15 protein-coding genes and 1 tRNA gene are annotated in these 18593 nt (G+C 60.9%); 10 read left to right on the forward strand and 6 right to left on the reverse strand.

What is annotated here, in order from left to right; genetic code table 11:
• Positions 1-88: 88 nt before the first annotated feature.
• Positions 89-2056 (reverse strand): excinuclease ABC subunit UvrC, encoded by a 1968-nt coding sequence (gene uvrC / locus ACXYL9_RS11250; RefSeq protein WP_459039585.1) that lies wholly within the window; start codon positions 2054-2056, stop codon positions 89-91.
• Between the two features lie 142 nt (positions 2057-2198).
• Here uvrC and ACXYL9_RS11255 point away from each other — a divergent pair, with 142 nt between their 5' ends.
• Together ACXYL9_RS11255 and ACXYL9_RS11260 are read left to right on the forward strand one after the other, a co-directional pair.
• Positions 2199-3800, forward strand: a complete 1602-nt coding sequence (locus ACXYL9_RS11255; protein ID WP_459039586.1) for a WS/DGAT/MGAT family O-acyltransferase — start codon at positions 2199-2201, stop codon at positions 3798-3800.
• Between the two features lie 28 nt (positions 3801-3828).
• A complete protein-coding gene (locus ACXYL9_RS11260; RefSeq protein ID WP_459039587.1) occupies positions 3829-4623 on the forward strand; it encodes an esterase/lipase family protein in 795 nt (264 codons plus the stop codon).
• Between the two features lie 13 nt (positions 4624-4636).
• On the opposite strand, the gene ACXYL9_RS11265 is transcribed toward ACXYL9_RS11260, so the two are convergent.
• Positions 4637-7534, reverse strand: a complete 2898-nt coding sequence (locus ACXYL9_RS11265) for a TonB-dependent receptor (RefSeq protein ID WP_459039588.1) — start codon at positions 7532-7534, stop codon at positions 4637-4639.
• Between the two features lie 212 nt (positions 7535-7746).
• Between ACXYL9_RS11265 and infA the strand changes: the two genes are divergently transcribed.
• From infA to ACXYL9_RS11290, 5 genes are all read left to right on the forward strand, one after another.
• On the forward strand, positions 7747-7992 hold the full coding sequence (gene infA, locus ACXYL9_RS11270) for a translation initiation factor IF-1 (RefSeq protein WP_047806247.1): 246 nt from the start codon (positions 7747-7749) through the stop codon (positions 7990-7992).
• Positions 7993-7998: 6 nt separating this feature from the next.
• Complete coding sequence (locus ACXYL9_RS11275; protein WP_459039589.1) at positions 7999-8601, forward strand: Maf family protein; 603 nt, start codon at positions 7999-8001, stop codon at positions 8599-8601.
• Positions 8594-9553: a ribonuclease E/G gene (locus ACXYL9_RS11280; protein ID WP_459039590.1), complete on the forward strand. Its 960-nt coding sequence runs from the start codon at positions 8594-8596 to the stop codon at positions 9551-9553. The genes ACXYL9_RS11275 and ACXYL9_RS11280 overlap by 8 nt, the downstream gene beginning before the upstream one ends.
• Positions 9550-9717, forward strand: coding sequence for a DNA gyrase inhibitor YacG (locus tag ACXYL9_RS11285; RefSeq protein WP_459039591.1), 168 nt, complete (start codon positions 9550-9552; stop codon positions 9715-9717). Before ACXYL9_RS11280 ends, ACXYL9_RS11285 begins: the two co-directional genes overlap by 4 nt.
• Before the next feature lie 100 nt (positions 9718-9817).
• A tRNA-Phe gene (locus ACXYL9_RS11290) sits at positions 9818-9893 on the forward strand.
• Positions 9894-9901: 8 nt separating this feature from the next.
• Here the strand turns inward: ACXYL9_RS11290 and ACXYL9_RS11295 are convergent.
• Complete coding sequence (locus ACXYL9_RS11295; RefSeq protein WP_459039592.1) at positions 9902-10837, reverse strand: hypothetical protein; 936 nt, start codon at positions 10835-10837, stop codon at positions 9902-9904.
• Between the two features lie 127 nt (positions 10838-10964).
• Here ACXYL9_RS11295 and purC point away from each other — a divergent pair, with 127 nt between their 5' ends.
• Positions 10965-11777 (forward strand): phosphoribosylaminoimidazolesuccinocarboxamide synthase, encoded by an 813-nt coding sequence (gene purC / locus ACXYL9_RS11300; protein WP_459039593.1) that lies wholly within the window; start codon positions 10965-10967, stop codon positions 11775-11777.
• A 21-nt stretch (positions 11778-11798) separates the two neighbouring features.
• Here purC and ACXYL9_RS11305 read toward each other — a convergent pair whose 3' ends face one another.
• Both ACXYL9_RS11305 and ACXYL9_RS11310 read right to left on the reverse strand, forming a co-directional pair.
• Entirely contained in the window at positions 11799-12680 is an 882-nt protein-coding gene (locus tag ACXYL9_RS11305; protein ID WP_459039594.1) for a diacylglycerol/lipid kinase family protein, read from the reverse strand.
• Between the two features lie 129 nt (positions 12681-12809).
• Positions 12810-15029 carry a TonB-dependent receptor gene (locus tag ACXYL9_RS11310; RefSeq protein ID WP_459039595.1) on the reverse strand — a complete coding sequence of 740 codons (2220 nt, stop codon included), beginning with the start codon at positions 15027-15029 and terminating at the stop codon, positions 12810-12812.
• 258 nt (positions 15030-15287) lie between these two features.
• On the opposite strand from ACXYL9_RS11310, the gene purS reads away from it, so the two are divergent.
• Positions 15288-15521: a phosphoribosylformylglycinamidine synthase subunit PurS gene (purS, locus tag ACXYL9_RS11315; protein ID WP_459039596.1), complete on the forward strand. Its 234-nt coding sequence runs from the start codon at positions 15288-15290 to the stop codon at positions 15519-15521.
• 6 nt (positions 15522-15527) lie between these two features.
• Positions 15528-16199, forward strand: a complete 672-nt coding sequence (gene purQ / locus ACXYL9_RS11320; RefSeq protein WP_459039597.1) for a phosphoribosylformylglycinamidine synthase subunit PurQ — start codon at positions 15528-15530, stop codon at positions 16197-16199.
• A gap of 11 nt (positions 16200-16210) precedes the next feature.
• Here purQ and ACXYL9_RS11325 read toward each other — a convergent pair whose 3' ends face one another.
• Positions 16211-18562: a putative bifunctional diguanylate cyclase/phosphodiesterase gene (locus ACXYL9_RS11325; RefSeq protein WP_459039598.1), complete on the reverse strand. Its 2352-nt coding sequence runs from the start codon at positions 18560-18562 to the stop codon at positions 16211-16213.
• Positions 18563-18593 lie beyond the last annotated feature (31 nt).

Here is an 18593-nt window from a genome sequence, read left to right on the forward strand (position 1 = left end):
GACTAATGCAGGTTGCACTGCAAACAACAGCATCGCATTGATACAGGTCAAAATAGAAATTCTCCCCACCCCGTCTCCGTCACTTTCATCACCCGCCCGCGTGGTAGAAATCATAGACCTTGCGCGCCACCGCATCGCTTACGCCCGGAGCGCGTTGGAGGTCTTCCAGCGCGGCGGCACGCACTTTCCCGGCTGTGCCAAAATGCAGAAGCAGGGCGCGTTTGCGGGCCGGGCCGATACCGGGGATCTCGTCCAGCGGCGAGGCAGTGATAGCGCGGCTGCGCTTGGCGCGATGGGCGCCGATGACGTAGCGATGGACCTCGTCCCGCAGGCGCTGGAGATGAAACAGCAGCGGCGAATTGGTCGGTAACGTCTTCTCACGGCCGTCAGGGAAGTGAAAAACTTCGCGGCCTTCGCGGCCGTGTTCCGGTCCCTTGGCAATGGCGACAAGCGGGACGCGATCGATGCCCATTTCCGACAGCGTATCGCGGACCGAACTCATCTGGCCCTTGCCGCCATCGATCAGGACTAGGTCGGGCCAGATCGTTTCATGGGTGTTGGCCTTGCCAGCGGGATCCCCGTCTTGACCGTCACCTTCCGCCAGCTTGCGAAAACGCCGCCGCATCACTTCGCGCATCATGCCGAAATCGTCATTCGACTGCGCTTCGCGGATATTGAACTTGCGGTACTGGTTCTTGATGAAGCCTTCAGGCCCCGCCACCACCATCGCGCCGACAGCCTTGTCGCCCTGGATATGGCTGTTGTCATAGACCTCGATCCGTTCGGGCGGGCCATCCAGCTCGAGAAATTCCGCCATCTCGCGGTTGAGCTTCGCCTGCGTCCCCCGCTCCGCCAGCCGCCTCTCGAGCGCGTCCACCGCATTGCGAGCCGCCTGCTGCATGAGCTTGCGCCGGTCACCGCGCTGGGGAACCGAAAGCTGGACCTTGCGCCCAGCCAGTTCGCTCAATGCGGCCTCGATCAACTCGGTCTCGGGCAATTCGCGGTCTACAAGCACGGTTGGTGGCGGCGGGACTTCCTCGTAAAATTGCAGAATGATATCGGCTAGCACCTGCGCATCCTCGATCTCGCGCGTGTGGCTGGGAAAGATAGCGCGGTGGCCCCAATTCTGCCCCCCACGGATAAAAAAGCTCTGGATACCGATCTGGCCGTTGCGATTGGCGAGTGCGAAGACATCGGCATCGCCGACACCGCTGGCATTGATCGCCTGACTCCCCTGGATGAAGGTCGCAGCGCGCAGTCGGTCGCGCAGGATCGCCGCGGTTTCGAAGTCGAGATCCTTGGCCGCCTGCGCCATCTGCTTTTCCAGATCGTGCTGCACCTGGCTCGACTTGCCGCCAAGGAAATCCTTGGCCTCGCGCACCAGCGATGCGTACTCGTCGGAGCTGATACGGCCCACGCAAGGGGCGCTGCACCGCTTGATCTGGTACAATAGACAGGGGCGATCGCGATTCTTGAAAAACGTGTCGTTGCAGGATCTTAGCAGGAACAGCTTCTGCAATGCGTTGATCGTGGTGTTGACACTGCCGGCGCTGGCGAAGGGGCCGAAGTAATTGCCCTTGGCACGGCGCGCGCCGCGATGTTTCTGGATCCGTGGAAAGGCGTGGTCAGCACGAAGCAGGATGAATGGAAAACTCTTATCATCGCGCAACAACACATTGAAAGGCGGACGATATCGCTTGATCAATTGGGCTTCGAGCAGGAGCGCCTCGGCCTCGGAGTTGGTAGTGACGATCTCCATGCTGCGGGTCTGGCTGACCATCCGCTGCAACCGGTTGGTGAGCGCCTTGATCTGGGTGTAATTTGCCACCCGCGCCTTCAGGCTCCGCGCCTTACCGACATAGAGCGCCTCGCCCCGTGCATCGAGCATCCGATAAACGCCGGGAACTGGCTTTAGCGTGTTCACCACCTCGCGGATCGCCGTGAGTCCTGCCTCAAGGTCAGGCTTTGCCGATGACACCGTATATGCCGCGCGCTCCTCGTTGAAGCGTTCGGCCCCTCTCGGGTCATGCGGGGTTCCGGCAGGTGTGCGAGCCATCGTGCAGCCGACTTAGGGCCTCGGCACGAGCTGCGAAAGGCCTTCTGTAGCGGTCGCCGCTAACGCAAGTGGAACATTGACCTGCCCCGACACTGTGTTAGCTCTGTGTTACAGACCTGCAAAAGCAGGCGAGACCGCGCGAATGCTCGCGCGGCGAAAACAGGAGGATGCCTTGCGGCAATTGCAGGGAATGGACGCGTCGTTCGTCGCGCTCGAAAGCCCGACCTCGCCGATGCATATCGGTTCGATCCTGATCTATAATCCGGAAACGGCGCCAGACGGTTTTGTCCGGTTCAAGGATATTCTCACTTTCTTTGAAAGCCGGATGAAACTGTCGAAGACCATTCGCCAGCGGATGGTGCGGGTGCCGTTTGATCTGGATTACCCGTACTGGATCGAAGACCCCGAATTCGACCTCGAGTATCACGTCCGGCACATCGCCCTGCCCAAACCGGGCGATTGGCGGCAGTTGTGCATCCAGGCCGCGCGCATCTTTGCCCGCCCGCTCGATCTCAACAAACCGCCGTGGGAATTTACCGTGGTCGAGGGTCTCGACAATATTGAAGGGATTGCGCCGGGCAGTTTTGCCATGGTCACCAAGGTTCATCATGCCGCAATCGACGGGATGAGCGGGATCGACCTGATGGAGGCGATGCATACTCTCAAACCCGACGAGCCCCCGCCCGAAGGACCTGACAATTGGAAGCCAGAGGGTATTCCCGGTCCGGTTGAATTGCTGGGCAAGGCCTATGTCGGCGCGCTGACCAACCCGGCCAAGCAGCTGGAGGTTGCCGCCAAGGCGGCCCCCGGCCTGGCAAATGCCGTCAAAGGCCTGGTCACCAAGCAATTCAAGCTGTCCCGCGACATGGTCGCCCCGCGCACGCGCTTTAATCGCAAGATCTCCGCTCATCGCGTCGTCGAAGGCCGCAGTTTCCCGCTGGCCGACATCAAATCGATCCGCAAGCTCGAGCCTGGGGCAAAGGTAAACGACGTTTTCCTCGCCATCATTGGCGGGGCGATGCGCAAATATCTTACGGCGAAGGATGATTTGCCCGCAGCGACGCTCACCGCGATGGCCCCCATTTCGGTGCGATCGGGTGACGAGAAAGGCGACATGGGAAACCAGGTCGCAGCTATGATTGCTCCGCTCGGTACCCATCTCGAGGATCCGGCCGAACGACTCGCCTACGTTCATTCCAAGACAACCAATTCAAAGGCGATGACCGACGCCATGGGCGCGCGGAACATGACCGAAGTAAGCAAGGTCTCGCCTGCGCTCTACATGTCATTGGGCGCGCAACTCTATACCCGCCTTGGCCTCGCCAATCGCGGGGTGGGACCAATGTTCACGACCGTGGTCACCAATGTGCCCGGCCCGCCGGTGCCGATCTATTCCTGCGGCGCGCGGCTGGAGAGCATGATGGGGCTGATCTGCCTGACAGACGGGATGGGGCTGGCCCACACAGTCCAGAGCTATGTCGACGAGGCAACAATCTGCTTCACCGCCTGCCGCGATCTTCTGCCCGACCCCGATTTTTACGTGGAATGCATTGAGGCAAGTTTCGCAGAATTGCGCGACGCAGCCGCTGCGTCCGCCACGCCGAAGGCGAAATCGGGCAAGTCGGCGGGCACAAAGGGCACGACCAAGCGTTCAGGCACCAAGAAGACGAGCGCCAAGGCGCGCACCAAGACCGAATCTAGCAAGAGTCGCAAGAAGCCGGTGCGCAAGAAAACAACGGCTTAGAGCCTCGGATTAGCACAAGGACTCAGACATGAATGCTACCGCTACTGTCGATACGACCGCGGCTCGTCCGCCGAGCCGACTTCTGACGTTGGCAGAACCGGGACGTGCGCTCGGCGAACTGGCTGCGTTCTACGCCATGCGTCCGCTGATGAGCTTTCTGCCCAAGGGCGACGGACACGGCGTGCTGGTCCTGCCGGGCTTCATGGCTTCGGACGGTTCCACGCGACCATTGCGCTCGCTCCTGACCGACCTCGGCTATCATGTCGAAGGTTGGAACCTCGGCCGCAATGTTCGCGTCGATAATGCGCGGGTGAAGGCGATGATGGGCTGCGTTGAAGAATTGCACGATCGCAAGGGCGGCAAGATATCGATTGTCGGCTGGAGCCTGGGTGGAGTGTTTGCTCGTGAACTGGCCAAGATCGCGCCTGAAAAGGTGCGCCTGGTTGTCAGCCTGGGCAGCCCGATCAGCGATGACCGCGGTCACTCCAATGCCGCCCGGCTTTTCGAATATCTCAATGGCAAGGAACCCGAGCCGTTGCGGGGCGGCAATTTCCGCCGCCTGCATGAAGCACCACCGGTGCCGACGACCTCGATCCTGACCAAGACCGACGGTGTGGTGCATTGGCGGGGGTCGGTTCAGGCCGAACACCACGAGGAAACCGAAAACATTGAAGTTCTTGCCAGCCATTGCGGCCTCGGCGTCAATCCTTCGGTCGCCTATGCAGTGGCCGACCGCCTGGCCCAGCCAGAAGGCGCGTGGACACCGTTCCAGCCGAAAGGACTCGCCGCACTCGCCTTCCCGCGCACGCGATTGGCGCACTGATCAGCGCGAGGCGTCAGAACAGCTTGCGAAGATCGATCCCGACGTAGCGGCCCGTCGGGTCAATCAGCAGCGGCTGATAGCTGAGCGGAGTGTTGCCATTGCCATCGCGCACGATCCGGCGCCCGTCGAACAGATTGTCCGCACGCAAGCTGATGCGAACGTTTTTCCAGAAGCCTTCATCGCGATCGAGAATTCTTCCCATATCCGCGAACACGCGCAGGTCGAAAGTGGCCAGATCGTCGATGAATAGATCGGTACTGCCCGGAAGGCCAGAACCTCGCACCGTGCTGGAGCCCGAATAGCTGCCCGATAGCCTCACGCCGTAGCCATTGAAGAACAGGCCTCCCTCGAGCCTCGTGCTATACGCCGGCAAGCCGAAGGCCGCAGTCGATCCTCCATCGAGTTGGTCGAGCAGCGGACCGCCTGGGGCGACCAGCACCGTGTTTTCCAGCTCGATTGAATGGGTGAGATTGAGGAAATAGCGAGCACCGCTGCGATCCCTTCGGTTGAAAGGATTGGGAGTACCCCCGCCGCGTTGCGCTTGTTGGCCGCCTTCTCCGCCAGCTCGCTCGGCTCCCGGCGCTTGATCACCCTGTCCGCTCCCACAGACACGCGTACGCATTTGTGCCAAGCGCTCCGGATCCACCGAGCCATCATCACCGCGCAACCGCGCCTGCATTCGCTCGGGAAGCAATTCCAGCTGCGGAGGATCGCCACAAAGAGCAGTACGAAATGTTGCGAAGCGATCACCTTGCTGCGCGTCGTCTCCACCGCACATCCGCGCCCGTGCCTGCTGCACGCGCTCGGGATCGATCTGGCCGTCGGGTCCTTGCAACCGGGCCCGCATCCGCTCGGAAAGATTCGAAAGGTCGGGCATCTCGCCCTCTGGCGTTGCGCAGAACCGATCGCGCATCTGCTGGAACCGGGCCGGGTCGCCCTCGCCCCGCGCCCTCTCCGTCTGCGTCCCACCTGCCGGGGCAGTTGCCTGCGGCTGGGGTGTCTCTTGCGCGTTCCTCCGCCGACCGCCTGAACCCTCGTCATTGCCTCCGATACGACCACGCATGGTCAGGCCGATGGCGACCCGTTCGGCGCGCGTTTCAGCAAAGGTGACCGGGCGCCTGTCGATCGCCAGCAACGTGCCCGATGCGCTCCGGGTGACCCGGTCGGGGAATGCGTCCTCGATAGCCTCGGTCAGAGTGGGAAAGGTAGTCGAGACGTTGGAGGACTGATTGCGGATGTAATCCACATTCAGCCTGAAATCGCCCTCGACGGGCAATTTCCAATTGGCATTGAACTTCCAGTCGCGCTGCTCTTCGGCGACCAATGCAGGATTGCCACCAGAAATGGTTGTCACCAGCGAAGTGGTGTTGTTGCGGAAATCGAACACCGGCACATTGAGGTTCTGGATCACCGGATTGCCGAGAAAAGAGAGCGACGGCGCAGCCTCGTTGAAGACATAGGTCACGCCGAACTGGAGATCGTCGATCGGCTCCCAGACCGCGCCTAGGCTCCAGTCGTACAGGGTGCCGAAATCGGAAAGATCGTTGAAACCGGCTTGCAGATTAAGCGACCAGTCGCCGATCGCCCCGAGCGCATTTTCGCGCCGGCTCGTAAGCGGGACGGCGATGTTCACACCGCCTTCGATAATGCCACGTGTCAGCCTGGAATCACTGGTGGTGCGACTGTCCTCGCTTTCAATCCGGCTCCAGTCATATCCGGCATCGAACGTCAGTCCCAACTCGCCTGCTGGCAACAGCAGCGGCGAACCGCGCACGGTCGCCTTGGTAGCGGCAGTGTAGATGCGCGATTGCGCAGTATCGAAACCGGGGCTGGCGAGGCTACCCAGCGAAGCATCGAGCGCCAATGCACCTGCCAGAGATTGCGCGCGCAAGGCACTGGTATCGCTTCGCTGGTCGATCTCGCTCGCCGCGTCCGTTAATCCGGCATTGGCAGTAACCGTCAGCTGGAAATCGCCAAGCGGGCGGGTGTAGCCCAGCGAGCCATTGGCACTGTCGGTACGGTTGCGAACTTCGAGCGGGGCGCCGAATGTTCGCAGGGCTGCTTTGCCCGCCGGATCGGTCAGGATCACGCTATCGAAGCCCGACAGGCTCAATGTGTCCTGCCGCTCGACATTGGCCGACAGGCTTAGCGACGCGCCGCTTCCCTGGAATGCCTTCGCGTAATTGGCGGTCGCTTCGAGCCCGTTGAGATCCGCCACCAGGCTGCGTCCGGTCGCCGGGTCAGGATCGCCGGTTACATCGGGCCGGCTTCCGTCGGCCTGGACAATGCCACGTTCGTCCTCGGTCAGAATACTGCGGGTGCTGCGCTCGACATTGAAATTGATCCGACCGCCGCTCGCCAGCTTGAGCAGGGTGAATTCCTGTTCGGTACGAAAATACCCTCCGTCCCAAGGCTGCTCGAACTCAAGTTCGACCTCGCGGCTGGAGAAATCATCCTTGAGAATGAAGTTGATGACCCGCCGATCAGGCGGAAAGCCGAACCGCTGGGCGACCTCCTCGGGCAGGACTTCGACCTTGCGCAGCGCCTCGGGCGGATAATTGAAGAATTCCCGAAAGCTGGAAACCCGGATGCCATTGATCAGGAACACCGGCCTGCCCCCGCCGCCGCGTCCGCGGGCCGAGCCGCTGGCAGGTTCGAGCTGTGCCACCAAGTCAGAAATCGAGCCGGCGCCATAGGCCGCAATATCGGCCTCATCCAGTTCCAGCACCGGAGTCTGCGGGACATCAAGCTGGCCGGGCAGGCGAGCCGCTGTAACGACGATCTCGCCATCAATCGACAATCCAGACGATCCAATTTCAGGGTCATCCTGCGGCTGGCTCTCGTCGGCAGCTGCGAACGCGGGGCTGGTCAGTGCCAATGCCAACAATGGAAGCGTAGGAAAACGACGCACGATTAGAAAATCCTTCAATTTCCCTTCCGCCCACTTGGCTATTGTCGAACCAGGCCGTCATTCGCAATACGGGCGAAGGTATCGGTTTGTCGCAAACGGGTTTTATCGCAGTTTGGCCAACATAGCCTGCCATGCGTCATGGGGTTCCCTTTTGCCGCGCCTAGGGTTAAAGGGCGCGCCACTCTAAACCAATAAACGGACCACACACTTACATGGCGAAAGAAGAACTGCTCGAAATGCGCGGCAAGGTGGTGGAGCTGCTGCCCAACGCGATGTTCCGGGTCGAGCTCGAAAACGGCCATGAAGTGCTGGGCCACACCGCTGGCAAGATGCGCAAGAACCGCATCCGTGTTCTCGTTGGCGACGAAGTGCTGTGCGAACTCACGCCGTACGATTTGACCAAGGCGCGCATCACCTACCGCTTCATGCCAGGTCGTGGCGGCCCCGGCCCGCAGTAAGTCCCGGTGTCGAGCGCCTTACCCACGCCGCAACCCGTCCCCGATCTCGTTCTGGCCAGTTCCAGTCCTCGCCGGCGCGATCTGCTGGCTCAGATTGGCGTTGCTGCTGGCCGTATCCAGGCGCCGGATATCGACGAATCCCCGCGCAAGGGCGAATTGCCACGCGTCTATGCCGAGCGAATGGCGGTGGAAAAGGCACAGGCAGTATCCCGTGGTGCAAATGAAGTCGTACTGGCAGGTGACACCACGGTCGCGGCCGGCCGCCGCATATTTCCCCAGGCAGAAGACGCCGACGGAGTGGCGCGCTTCCTGGAAATCCTGTCGGGTCGCCGCCACAAGGTGTTCGCGGCGCTGGCAGTGATCGACCGCGACGGGAACCTGCGCACGCGCGTGGTGCCATCGCAGGTACGGTTCAAACGTCTTTCAGCCGACGAGATCGCCGACTACGCTGCATCCGGAGAAGGGATCGGCAAGGCGGCAGGATACGCCATCCAGGGACGGGCCGCCGGCCTGATCGACTGGATGCAAGGCAGCTATACCGGCGTGGTCGGTCTGCCCTTGTACGAAGCGCGCAGCCTGTTGAAAGCAGCTGGACTGAAAATTGGCTGACTGGTTCGCCGAGCACACCGTGACTGAAACGCGCGGCCTGTTGCTCGACCGCGACGAGGTACTGGCCGCCCGCTTCATTCCACAAGGTGAACTTGCCGCTGGAAAAAGGGTGGCTGCCCGGCTCACACACAAGAGGACTGGCGCCAATCGCGGCGTGGCTGTCGACATGCAAGGCAATGAAATCCTGCTCGACCGGATTCCGACCGAGCTGACGGAAGGCCAGGAAATCATTATCGAGATCACCCGGGCCGCCATAGCCGAAACGGCGCGCACCAAGCTCACGCAGGGGCGCGTCATCACGGTGAACTCTTCAGGCAAAGAACCTGGCGAGAACATCTTCACCGCGTTCCCGATCCGCGATCCGCGCGACGATCTGTGGTCCGAGATATTGCACTCGGCGGCCAGCAATTCCGTCGATTTCGCCGGGGGCACGCTGCATTTTTCGCCAACCCCGGCAATGACGCTGATCGATATCGACGGGGACTTGTCGCCACGTGAATTGGCGCTGGCGGCAGTGCCGCATATCGCGCGCTGGATTCGCCTTTTTGATATTGGCGGCTCGATCGGGATCGACTTTCCGACGCTGGCGACGAAAGTTGATCGCCGGCTAGTGGACGACACACTTGCCAATGCGCTTGTCGACTGGCCGCACGAGCGGACGAGCATGAACGGCTTTGGCTTCGTGCAGATCGTTACCCGGCTGGAAGGTCCGTCCTTGCTGCACCGTTTTGCGACTGCAAGGGCGGAAATGGCGGCCCGCATGGTTCTGCACCAGGCATCGAGAATCACCGCCCTTGGCGCGATCCAGCTGACGTTGCACCCTGCAGCACGGGCGAATATCCGCCCGGCATGGCTCGATACCCTGGCGATGCGGACAGGACGCGAAATTCGCGTTGAAACAGACTCGACCCTTGCGCTCGAAAGTGGATTCGCTCAGGCGGTTCCGCGATGACAAGAACCCGCCTTTGTCCGATCTGCAAAAAGTCGCGCTCCGACGAATTTGCGCCCTTTTGCTCGCCCCGCTGCAAGGACCGGGATTTGGCACGATGGTTCAATGATGGCTATTCGGTACCGGGCCGACCGGCCTCGCCGGACGAGATTGCCCGCGAGGATTGATTCCCCCTTGCCAAGCGGATGAGGCTTCGCCATAGGCCCGCACTCATTCGCCGGTCCGGCCTGCCATATCCGGCTTCAGGCCCGACCAACGAACGAGAATGCCTCGGTAGCTCAGTTGGTAGAGCATACGACTGAAAATCGTAGTGTCGGTGGTTCGATCCCGCCCCGAGGCACCACTCCCATCCTACGCTAATTCGAGCATGTGTTCCCGCAAACGCGCGCACACCGCGTCGACCTGCGTCAAGTCGCGGGGGCGTTTCAGGCGAAACACCGGGACGCTGGCAGCAATGCGGGCCGCCTGAACAGCCTGCTCGGTTAGCAACCCCATCGCCTCAAGAAAGTACGGCCGATAGACGGTCTCACTCAAGACGGTCTTGGCCGCCTCGGCACCCGATAGAGGCTCGATCTCAAGCCGGTTGCCAAAGCTCAGCGCATAGATACCAACCAGCGGCACCGGCAGGTCGGTGGGAACATGCGAGGCGGATTCGAGATGATACTTCTCGGCCCGAAAATAATCCTGCACGAGCTCGCGTTGACCGACCCCCAATTGGTCGATTGCTTCGCGCCAGAGTTTGTGGCGGGTGCTCGACGGGTAAAGCCGCGCCGGTCGGTCGGCCCGTCCCGGCTCTGCTCGGCTGAGGTCGTCGCCGACGAGCGGTGCACCGCGTTCCGACATTGCAGCCGCCATGGTCGACTTGCCGGCTTCCTGTGGGCCACAGAACAGCACTGCCCCCGAGGGTCCCAGAACCGCACTCCCGTGCAGCATCGGCCAGCCGCGCTGGTAGCCAAGCGCGCCCCACGCGCTGCCAAGCGTGAAAAGACGCACTTCGATGCAATCCCGGTCCGCTATCGGGTTGATGGCGATTTCCGAGCCATTGCTGATGCGCCAGGTGCCAACATCGGGAACCGTGAAGCGAACACTGTCTCCCTCCACCGCCGGTTCATGATCCGGTGTATCCGTTGGCTCGATCGCCCCGTCGATACAGATTACTATGTCAGCTTCGGCAGATGCGCTGCTCTGGGCCGCGAATCCGTGCCACTCGGGCAATTCGAGTTCGGATTGCACCAAGCATCCGGAATGACGATAGAAATAGAGACCCATGGTCCTCTCGCTACTCATGGTGCCTGCGCGGGGCAATTGCTATCGCCAGCGTTCCCCGATAAAGACGCATGTCTCGCCCCGGCAGGGCGAAGCTCTCGGCTTCGCGCAGTCGGGGTTAGTATTTCCACCTGAAGGACATTCCGCCATGTCGCGTCGCCGCCAAATTTACGAAGGCAAGGCCAAGATCCTTTACGAAGGGCCTGAACCCGGCACCATCATCCAGTATTTCAAGGATGATGCGACCGCCTTCAATGCCGAGAAAAAAGGCACCATCAGCGGCAAGGGCGTGATCAACAATCGCATCAGCGAACACGTGTTCACGCGGCTGGGCCACATCGGCATCCCGACCCATTTCATCCGCCGCCTGAACATGCGCGAGCAACTGGTTCGACAGGTCGAAATCGTGCCCATCGAAGTGGTGGTGCGCAACGTCGCAGCCGGTTCGATTTGTAAGCGGCTTGGCCTCACCGAAGGCGACCCGTTGCCGCACACGCTGATCGAGTATTATTACAAGGACGATGCGTTGGGTGATCCGTTGATCGCCGAGGAACACATTGCCTGCTTCAACTGGGCCAGCCCCGAGGAAATGCAGGACATTGCCAGCATGGCGATCCGCATCAATGATTTCATGGCCGGTATGTTCGCGGCGATCGATATCCGCCTGGTCGATTTCAAGCTCGAATTCGGACGCATCTATGATGGCGATTACAGTCGCGTGATCCTGGCCGACGAGATCAGTCCCGACGGGTGCCGCCTGTGGGACATGAAATCGGGCGAGAAACTCGACAAGGATCGCTTCCGTCGCGATCTCGGTGGCGAAAGCGAAGCCTACCAGGAAGTCGCACGGCGGCTCGGCCTGCTCGAGGAAGATGGCGGAAATGGCGGACCGGGCGAGGTGTTCGACATGAGCGCGCATCGCAGCCGCCTGCGCGGGACGCCGAGCAAGCCCAAGGCCTGACATCAAGCTGCCGGTGCGCGCTCAGACGATGTATTGCAGCATCATCCCGCTCGGCTCGATGGCGTAAGCGCAATCGGGCATGTGATCGCCGTCAACTTGTACCGGCGTGATGCAACGATCGAATGCTACCCGCCGTGCGCTGCGAATCTCGGCGAACCCGAAGCGGTCGAGTGGTAATCGCAAAATTGCGGCGAGGATGAAGGCCAGCATCCCCAATCTTCCCGAGCGGCGCAACGTTACCAGTTCGATTGAATCGACAGCCAGCGCCGCGCGCGGACTGAGCCGGAAAGGCCCTGCATAAAGCGCTGCATGCGATACGATCACCGCCTCGGCTTCGCAGGCGAAGGGCTGGCCGTCCGCCATGACACCTGTGATGTGCATCGTGTTGCGCGGCCAGTTTCGCAGCAGGCGCAGCAATGCGACGGCATAGGCCGCCCGCCCGATCCGACGTTTTAATGTGCCAGAGACTTCTGCAACGGCGGTGCTGTCTGGTCCAATGCTGAGGCACGAGACAATCGGCATGTCGCCCAGCTTGTAGAGCGGTGAGCGCAACCAGCCTTCGGGTCCACGCGCCCATGCCGTGGCCAACCGCGAAGCGAATTGATCCGGCTGCACTGGATATCCCAATTCCCGAGCCACCAAGTTGACCGTTCCCGAGCGGGCAATGCAGACTGGCACCGCGCCAGCCTGCGGCCCCAGAGCCTGAACCGTGTCGCGCAAGGTTCCATCACCGCCGAACACGCAGATCAGGTCGGCCTCGCCCGAGAGGACTGCACCTTCGGGCGTCGTTGGCAGCGGGATTACGTCGAACCCGTGGTTTCCGAGAGCGCCTATCAGCGCAACGAGCCGTTCTTCGCTGAAGCTGCCGGCAACCGGATTATAGACCAGATCGATTGTCGCCATGGCTCTACCCTAACCGGCAAGGCAGCGCTCGTCTGCCAGCATTTGCCGAATAGTCCGCGGGACCCCAAAAAGGAAAGGGGACACTCCTTGCGGAATGCCCCCTCCCTGTCGAAGCAATGACTGCTGCGTCTAGTAGTTGACGCGTGCCGAGATGCCGATGATCCGCGGATCGTTGACGAAAGCAGTGTTGTTGTTGAAATCGATCCCGCCGCGCACATTGTGCTCATTGGTGATGTTGCGGGCGAACAGCGCCAGTTCCCAGTCACCATCAATGTGGCCGTAGCCGATCTGCAGGCCACCTTCGATCTGGCTGTCAGCGTTGAACTCGAGGCTCTCGTAGAGGAAGAAATTGGTCGCGCCCTGGTACTGCCAGTCGGTGAACAGGAATACCCGATGATCAACGCCGACCGGAATAGTCAGTTCGGCGGTGATGTCGGCGGTAAACTCGGGAGCATTGGGGAACGGATTGCCATCCACCAGTGCGCGCGTATTTCCGCCGATCATGACCAGTGGGTCGGTCACCGTGCACTGCGCGCAGATGCCCACGGCCAGCGTATCATCCTTGATCTCGGTATCGTTCCACGCGATCCCGGCGGTGAAGGTCAGATACTCCGTCGGCTGGAACGCGCTGTCGAGTTCGAAGCCGAGGCCCGTGCCCTTGTTCGCATTGACGAGCTGGACGAGGTTACCCCCGCCGCCCACCGCGGTGAACTGCGGATCGTCGACCGTGTAATAGAAAACAGCACCGTTCAGACGCACGCGATTATCCGCGAATTGCGACTTGAAACCTGCCTCGTAGGACATGATTTTTTCGGACGTCGCAATCGATGGCGGGGAAAAGAACGCAACGTCTCGTCCCTGGATCGTAGGGGCGCGGAAACCGCTGGCGACACGGGCGTAAACGCTCGCTTCTTCGGACACATCGAGGAAAGCGCTCAAGTCCCAAGTCAGGCGCTCATCTTCAACACCTCGCGGCTGCGGGGTGGAGCCCGAAACGACGATAAAGCGCTTGTCATCCTCGGTATAGCGCAGGCCGCCGGTCACGCGGACCGACTCGCTGAGCTGTCCAGTCACCTGTCCAAATGCCGCCCAGGCATCGTTCCGATGACGCACGGTCACAGGCGGCGGGAAGGTAAACCCGACCGTGGTAACGGTGAAATCGCTCCAGAACCCGTAGGCGCCGACCTGCCAAGTGAATGGGCCGTCGGAGTTGGAGGCCAGCCGCACTTCGTGGGTGGTCTGGGTGAGATCGATCGAATCCTGCGTATCGGCAGGGAACGGAATGAAACCGGGGCCAAACGGAGGCGCAAAGGAGGCTCCGAAACCGCCGTCGATATCGCCTCGGCTCGAACCTTCACTGTCATAGAACGAAGTGATCGAGGTCAGCGTCGCGACGTCGGCCTCATAGGTCATCGTGCCCGAGATCCCGAAGGTCTCGTAACGCGCCTGGTTGCCGCCGCCAGCATCGTAAAACACGGTGTCACGGTCGTAATTCTGGTTAAGCTTGTTGTCGCCCGGCCCAAGGATATTGGCCCGGAACAGCGTCGAGGTTCCCTCGAGGTCGCGGTATTGCGCGTTGACTAGGAACAAAAGCCGCTCAGTCGGTTCGATGAGAACCTGGGCGCGCACGGCCGAATCCTCAAACCCGCCGAGCACATCGTCCTGTCCGGTAAACCCGTTGTCGACCCAATCGCCGCGACGTTGATAAAGGCCCGACAGGCGCACCGCGACGACATCGTCGACCAGCGCGGCACCGACGCCGAAATCGAACGCCACTGTGCCCAGCGTGCCTACGCTGAGCGAGGCCTGCGCTTGCGGCTCGTAAGTGGGCTTCTTGGTATCGATCTTCACGATGCCCGCCGGCGTATTGCGACCGAACAGCGTACCCTGCGGCCCGCGCAGGACTTCGATACGTTCAACGTCGAAGATAGGGAAGCTCTTGAGCGTCACGTTCTCAAGCACGACTTCATCCATGATCACCGACACCGGTTGCGATGCGGCAAGATCGAAGTCGGTATTGCCCAGCCCGCGAATATAAAAGCGCGGAGCAGCGCGACCATTGGAACTTTCCACGAACAGGCCGGGGACCTGACCCGAAAGGGCGGTATTGTCCGCACCCGATGCGAACAGCGACTGCACGCGATCTTCTTGCAGCGTCGCGGCCGAAATCGCCACGTCCTGCAAGTTCTCCTCACGCCGGTTGGCAGTGACGATGATGGTGCCAAGGCCGGTGCCCTGCGTTTCAGCGGTGCTCTCGTTAGCGTCCTGCGCAATGGCAGGGCTCGCGTATGCGATCGCAGCGACGCTGGCGGAGACGAGTACGGAACGAATTTTGCGACTTCTTGTCATGATATCCTCGCGGATTGTGGTTTAGGCCGAGTAAAAACCCTTAGGCAGCTCTCTGGCGGTTTTTGGTTAACGAAGCGATATCGCAAAGCGGCGTGGACCCCTGATTTCCTGATTTAGCATCGCGATTCTCGCAGAGGTGTCGCCTGAATGTTACGCTATTCGGCGTGGATCGGCGCTTTGTGCGGGATTGCGACCTGACGCGGGATCGCTATAGGCACACCCAATTGCCTGCCCAGTAGGCGGTAACGGAGTCCAGACATGAAAGTCCGCATCCACGTGAGCCTCAAGCCCGGCGTGCTCGATCCGCAGGGGCGTGCTGTCCATCACGCGCTCGAGGGATTGGGGTTTGACGGGGTGAAGGACGTTCGGATCGGTCGACTGATCGAGCTCGAGGTTGCCGACAGCACGAGCGATGAAGCGCTCGAACGTATGTGCGAGACACTGCTCGCCAATACGGTGATCGAAAACTACCGCATTGAGAAGGCGGACTGACGCGCCATGAAACTGGCAGTAGTTACCTTCCCCGGCTCCAATTGCGATCGCGACATGGCGGTCGCGCTCGAACGCGCCAGCGGCATCGCTCCGATCCGCGTTTGGCATGGCGATAGCGAATTGCCTGCCAATCTCGATTTTATCGCCCTGCCTGGCGGGTTTTCCTACGGCGACTACCTGCGTTCGGGCGCGATGGCGGCCAACAGCCCGATCATGCGCGCTGTAATCGCAGAGGCGAAGCGCGGGGTCCCCGTGCTGGGCGTGTGCAATGGTTTCCAGATTTTGACCGAGAGCGGATTGCTACCCGGCGCATTGATGCGCAACGCGCGGCAGACATTCATCTGTCGCACGGTGCCGCTCGAAGTCGTTGAAACCGGATCGCTGTTCACGGCAGGCTACAAGGCTGGCCAGACCATCCACATCCCTGTCGCGCATCATGACGGCAATTATTTTGCCGACGATCAGACACTGGACCGGATCGAGGGTGATGGTCGTGTAGCTTTCCGCTATCTCGCTAATGCCAATGGTTCGCAGCGCAATATCGCAGGGATACTCAACGCATCGGGCAATGTGCTCGGCATGATGCCGCACCCTGAACGGGCAGTCGATCCAGCCCATGGCGGGACCGACGGTCTCGCTCTCTTCAAGACAGCGCTGGAACGGCTCGCAACTGCCTGATCGCTGATCGCTCAGGCAGTCAGTCGGTCGCGGCGAGCGAACAAAGCTCGAGCGTCTTTGCCGGGCATTGGGCGACCGAAATAATAGCCCTGGATCTTGGTACAGCCCAGTTTGCGGATCAGCTCCGCTTCCTCGGCATCTTCGACACCTTCCGCAGTGGTCGTCATTTCAAGACTATCGGCCATTGCGATCACGGCGCGAATGATGGCGATGCTTTCCTTGCTTCCCTGCGCTGCCCCCTGCACGAAACTGCGGTCAACCTTGATGGTTGAGAACTGCAGCTTGCGCAGATAGCCAAGCGAGGAATAGCCGGTCCCGAAATCGTCGAGAGCGACCTGGCAGCCAAGCGCCATGACCTCTTCGAGAGCGACGCGCGCGACATCGGCATCGCGCAGGAAGATGCTCTCTGTCACCTCGATTTCTAGGCGACTCGCGTCGAGGCCGCTCATTGCCAGCGCTCGCACCACACTGGCCGCAAAATCGGGTTCGATGAGCTGCTCGGGTGAGACATTTACATTGACCTTGGTGCGCTCGGGCCAGTTGGCCGCCTCGATGCAGGCCTGTTCCAGAACCCAAATACCGATCGGCACAATCAGGCGAGTGTCTTCGGCAAGCGGTACGAACTTGGCCGGGCTGACAGATCCATGCTCGCTGCTGTTCCAGCGCAGCAAGGCCTCGAACGAGACGATGTCTTCGGTATTGGCATCGACAACCGGCTGGAATGCGAGCGTCATTTCTTCCCGCTCAAGCGCCTTGCGCAGCGAAAGTTCGAGCTTGCGGCGTTCCTCGGCCGATCTGTGGAGCGAAGGTTCGTATCGGCAATGTTCGCCGCCACCCAGATCCTTGGCGCGATACAGCGCGAGGTCCGCGTTGCGCATCAGTTCTTCCACGCTCTTACCGTCACCTGGGGCGATTGCAGAGCCGACGCTGGCTCCAACGAAAAGCGTATGGTGATCAACTTCATACGGTTGCGAGAGGCGATGGATGATCTTGCGCGCGACCTGCTCGACCTGCTCGGAATCGGTCGCATCGCGGATTACCACAGCGAATTCGTCGCCACCTAGCCGACCTACCATCTCGTTTTCGGTTAGGGTTTCCTTGAGGCGTGCAGACACCTGCGCCAGCAGCCGGTCACCGACCAGGTGTCCCAGCGAGTCGTTGACAGCCTTGAAGCGATCGAGGTCGAGCATCAGGAAAGCGCAGCGCGAACGCCATTGCTTGGCATAGCGCATGGCCTCCCCGAGGGACTCGTTCAGCATCAACCGATTGGGCAGTTCGGTCAGCGTGTCATAGCGCGCGAGAAACGCGATCTTTTCGGAAGACTTGCGTTGCTCGGTTACATCGCTGCCGACCCCGCGGAACCCCAGATGGCGTCCGCGCTCGTCAAGCATAGGTGTGCCTGACAACTCCCACCAACGGTCTTCATTATCGATCGTCACCTTCACCAGCAGGTTGGAAAAGCTTTCACGCAGTTTCAACCGTTCTGCGAGATCATGCAGGCTGGTAGGGAGCTGGCCCGTCGACCAGCCCGGCCCGGCAATTAACTGCAGGAATGGCTTGCCTTCAACGTCTCCCGGTTCACGGCCGAGGGCAAAGGCAAAGCGAGGGCTGGCAGAACGAACCTGGCGATTGGTGTCGACCTGCCATAACCAGTCAGCTTCGTTCTCTTCGAACTCGCGCAGCAACAGGGAAACAACCTCGTTGCGTTCGGCCATGCCTTCCTCAGCAACAGCCCCACGCAGGAAAGCTTGCGCCCTCGTGGCGACGCCGAATCCAACGATTCCGACCAGCAGGATCGCCGCTGCGGCAAGATGAAAATGCCCTGCCACTGACAGCGTGAGCACAGCGGACAGCCCGACAATGACAAGATAGGTTATCGCCCCGAGCGGAGCCGCGGCGAGCATCACGGCGGCGCCAGCGGGTACAACCGAAACGACTGCCCAGATCATCACCAGATCCTGCGGCGAACCAAAAATCGCGCCGAGCGGAAGGGTCGCGGCCCACACAGTGGCACTGAAGACGGTGCTGGTGCTATGACGGGCCGCGTCTTTGCGCGTGAGGCGATGCCTCTCGATTTTGCGCAGACTGCGGGTCTGCGAAGCAATGAAATAGAGTGCCGCCAGCAATGCTGCACTCCAGCCCGCAAGCGCTAGTGGCGGCAATATCGACCAAGTTGCCCACGCGAACACTAGACCGGTCAGGATATGCGCTGCCAGGCGAAGGTAAATGTGACGCCCAACATGGCCGTATTGCAAGGCGCGCAAACGCGCCCAGTCCGCCCCCTCGGTATCCTTGAAGCCAAGCAAGGCGAGCAGGGGCAATTTTACCGGAATCGGCAACGCTTGGGATGGATTTTCGCTCACCCCCTCAGCGTTAAGCCTCAAAGGTTATTCC

Source organism: Qipengyuania sp. CAU 1752 (genome assembly GCF_054482615.1).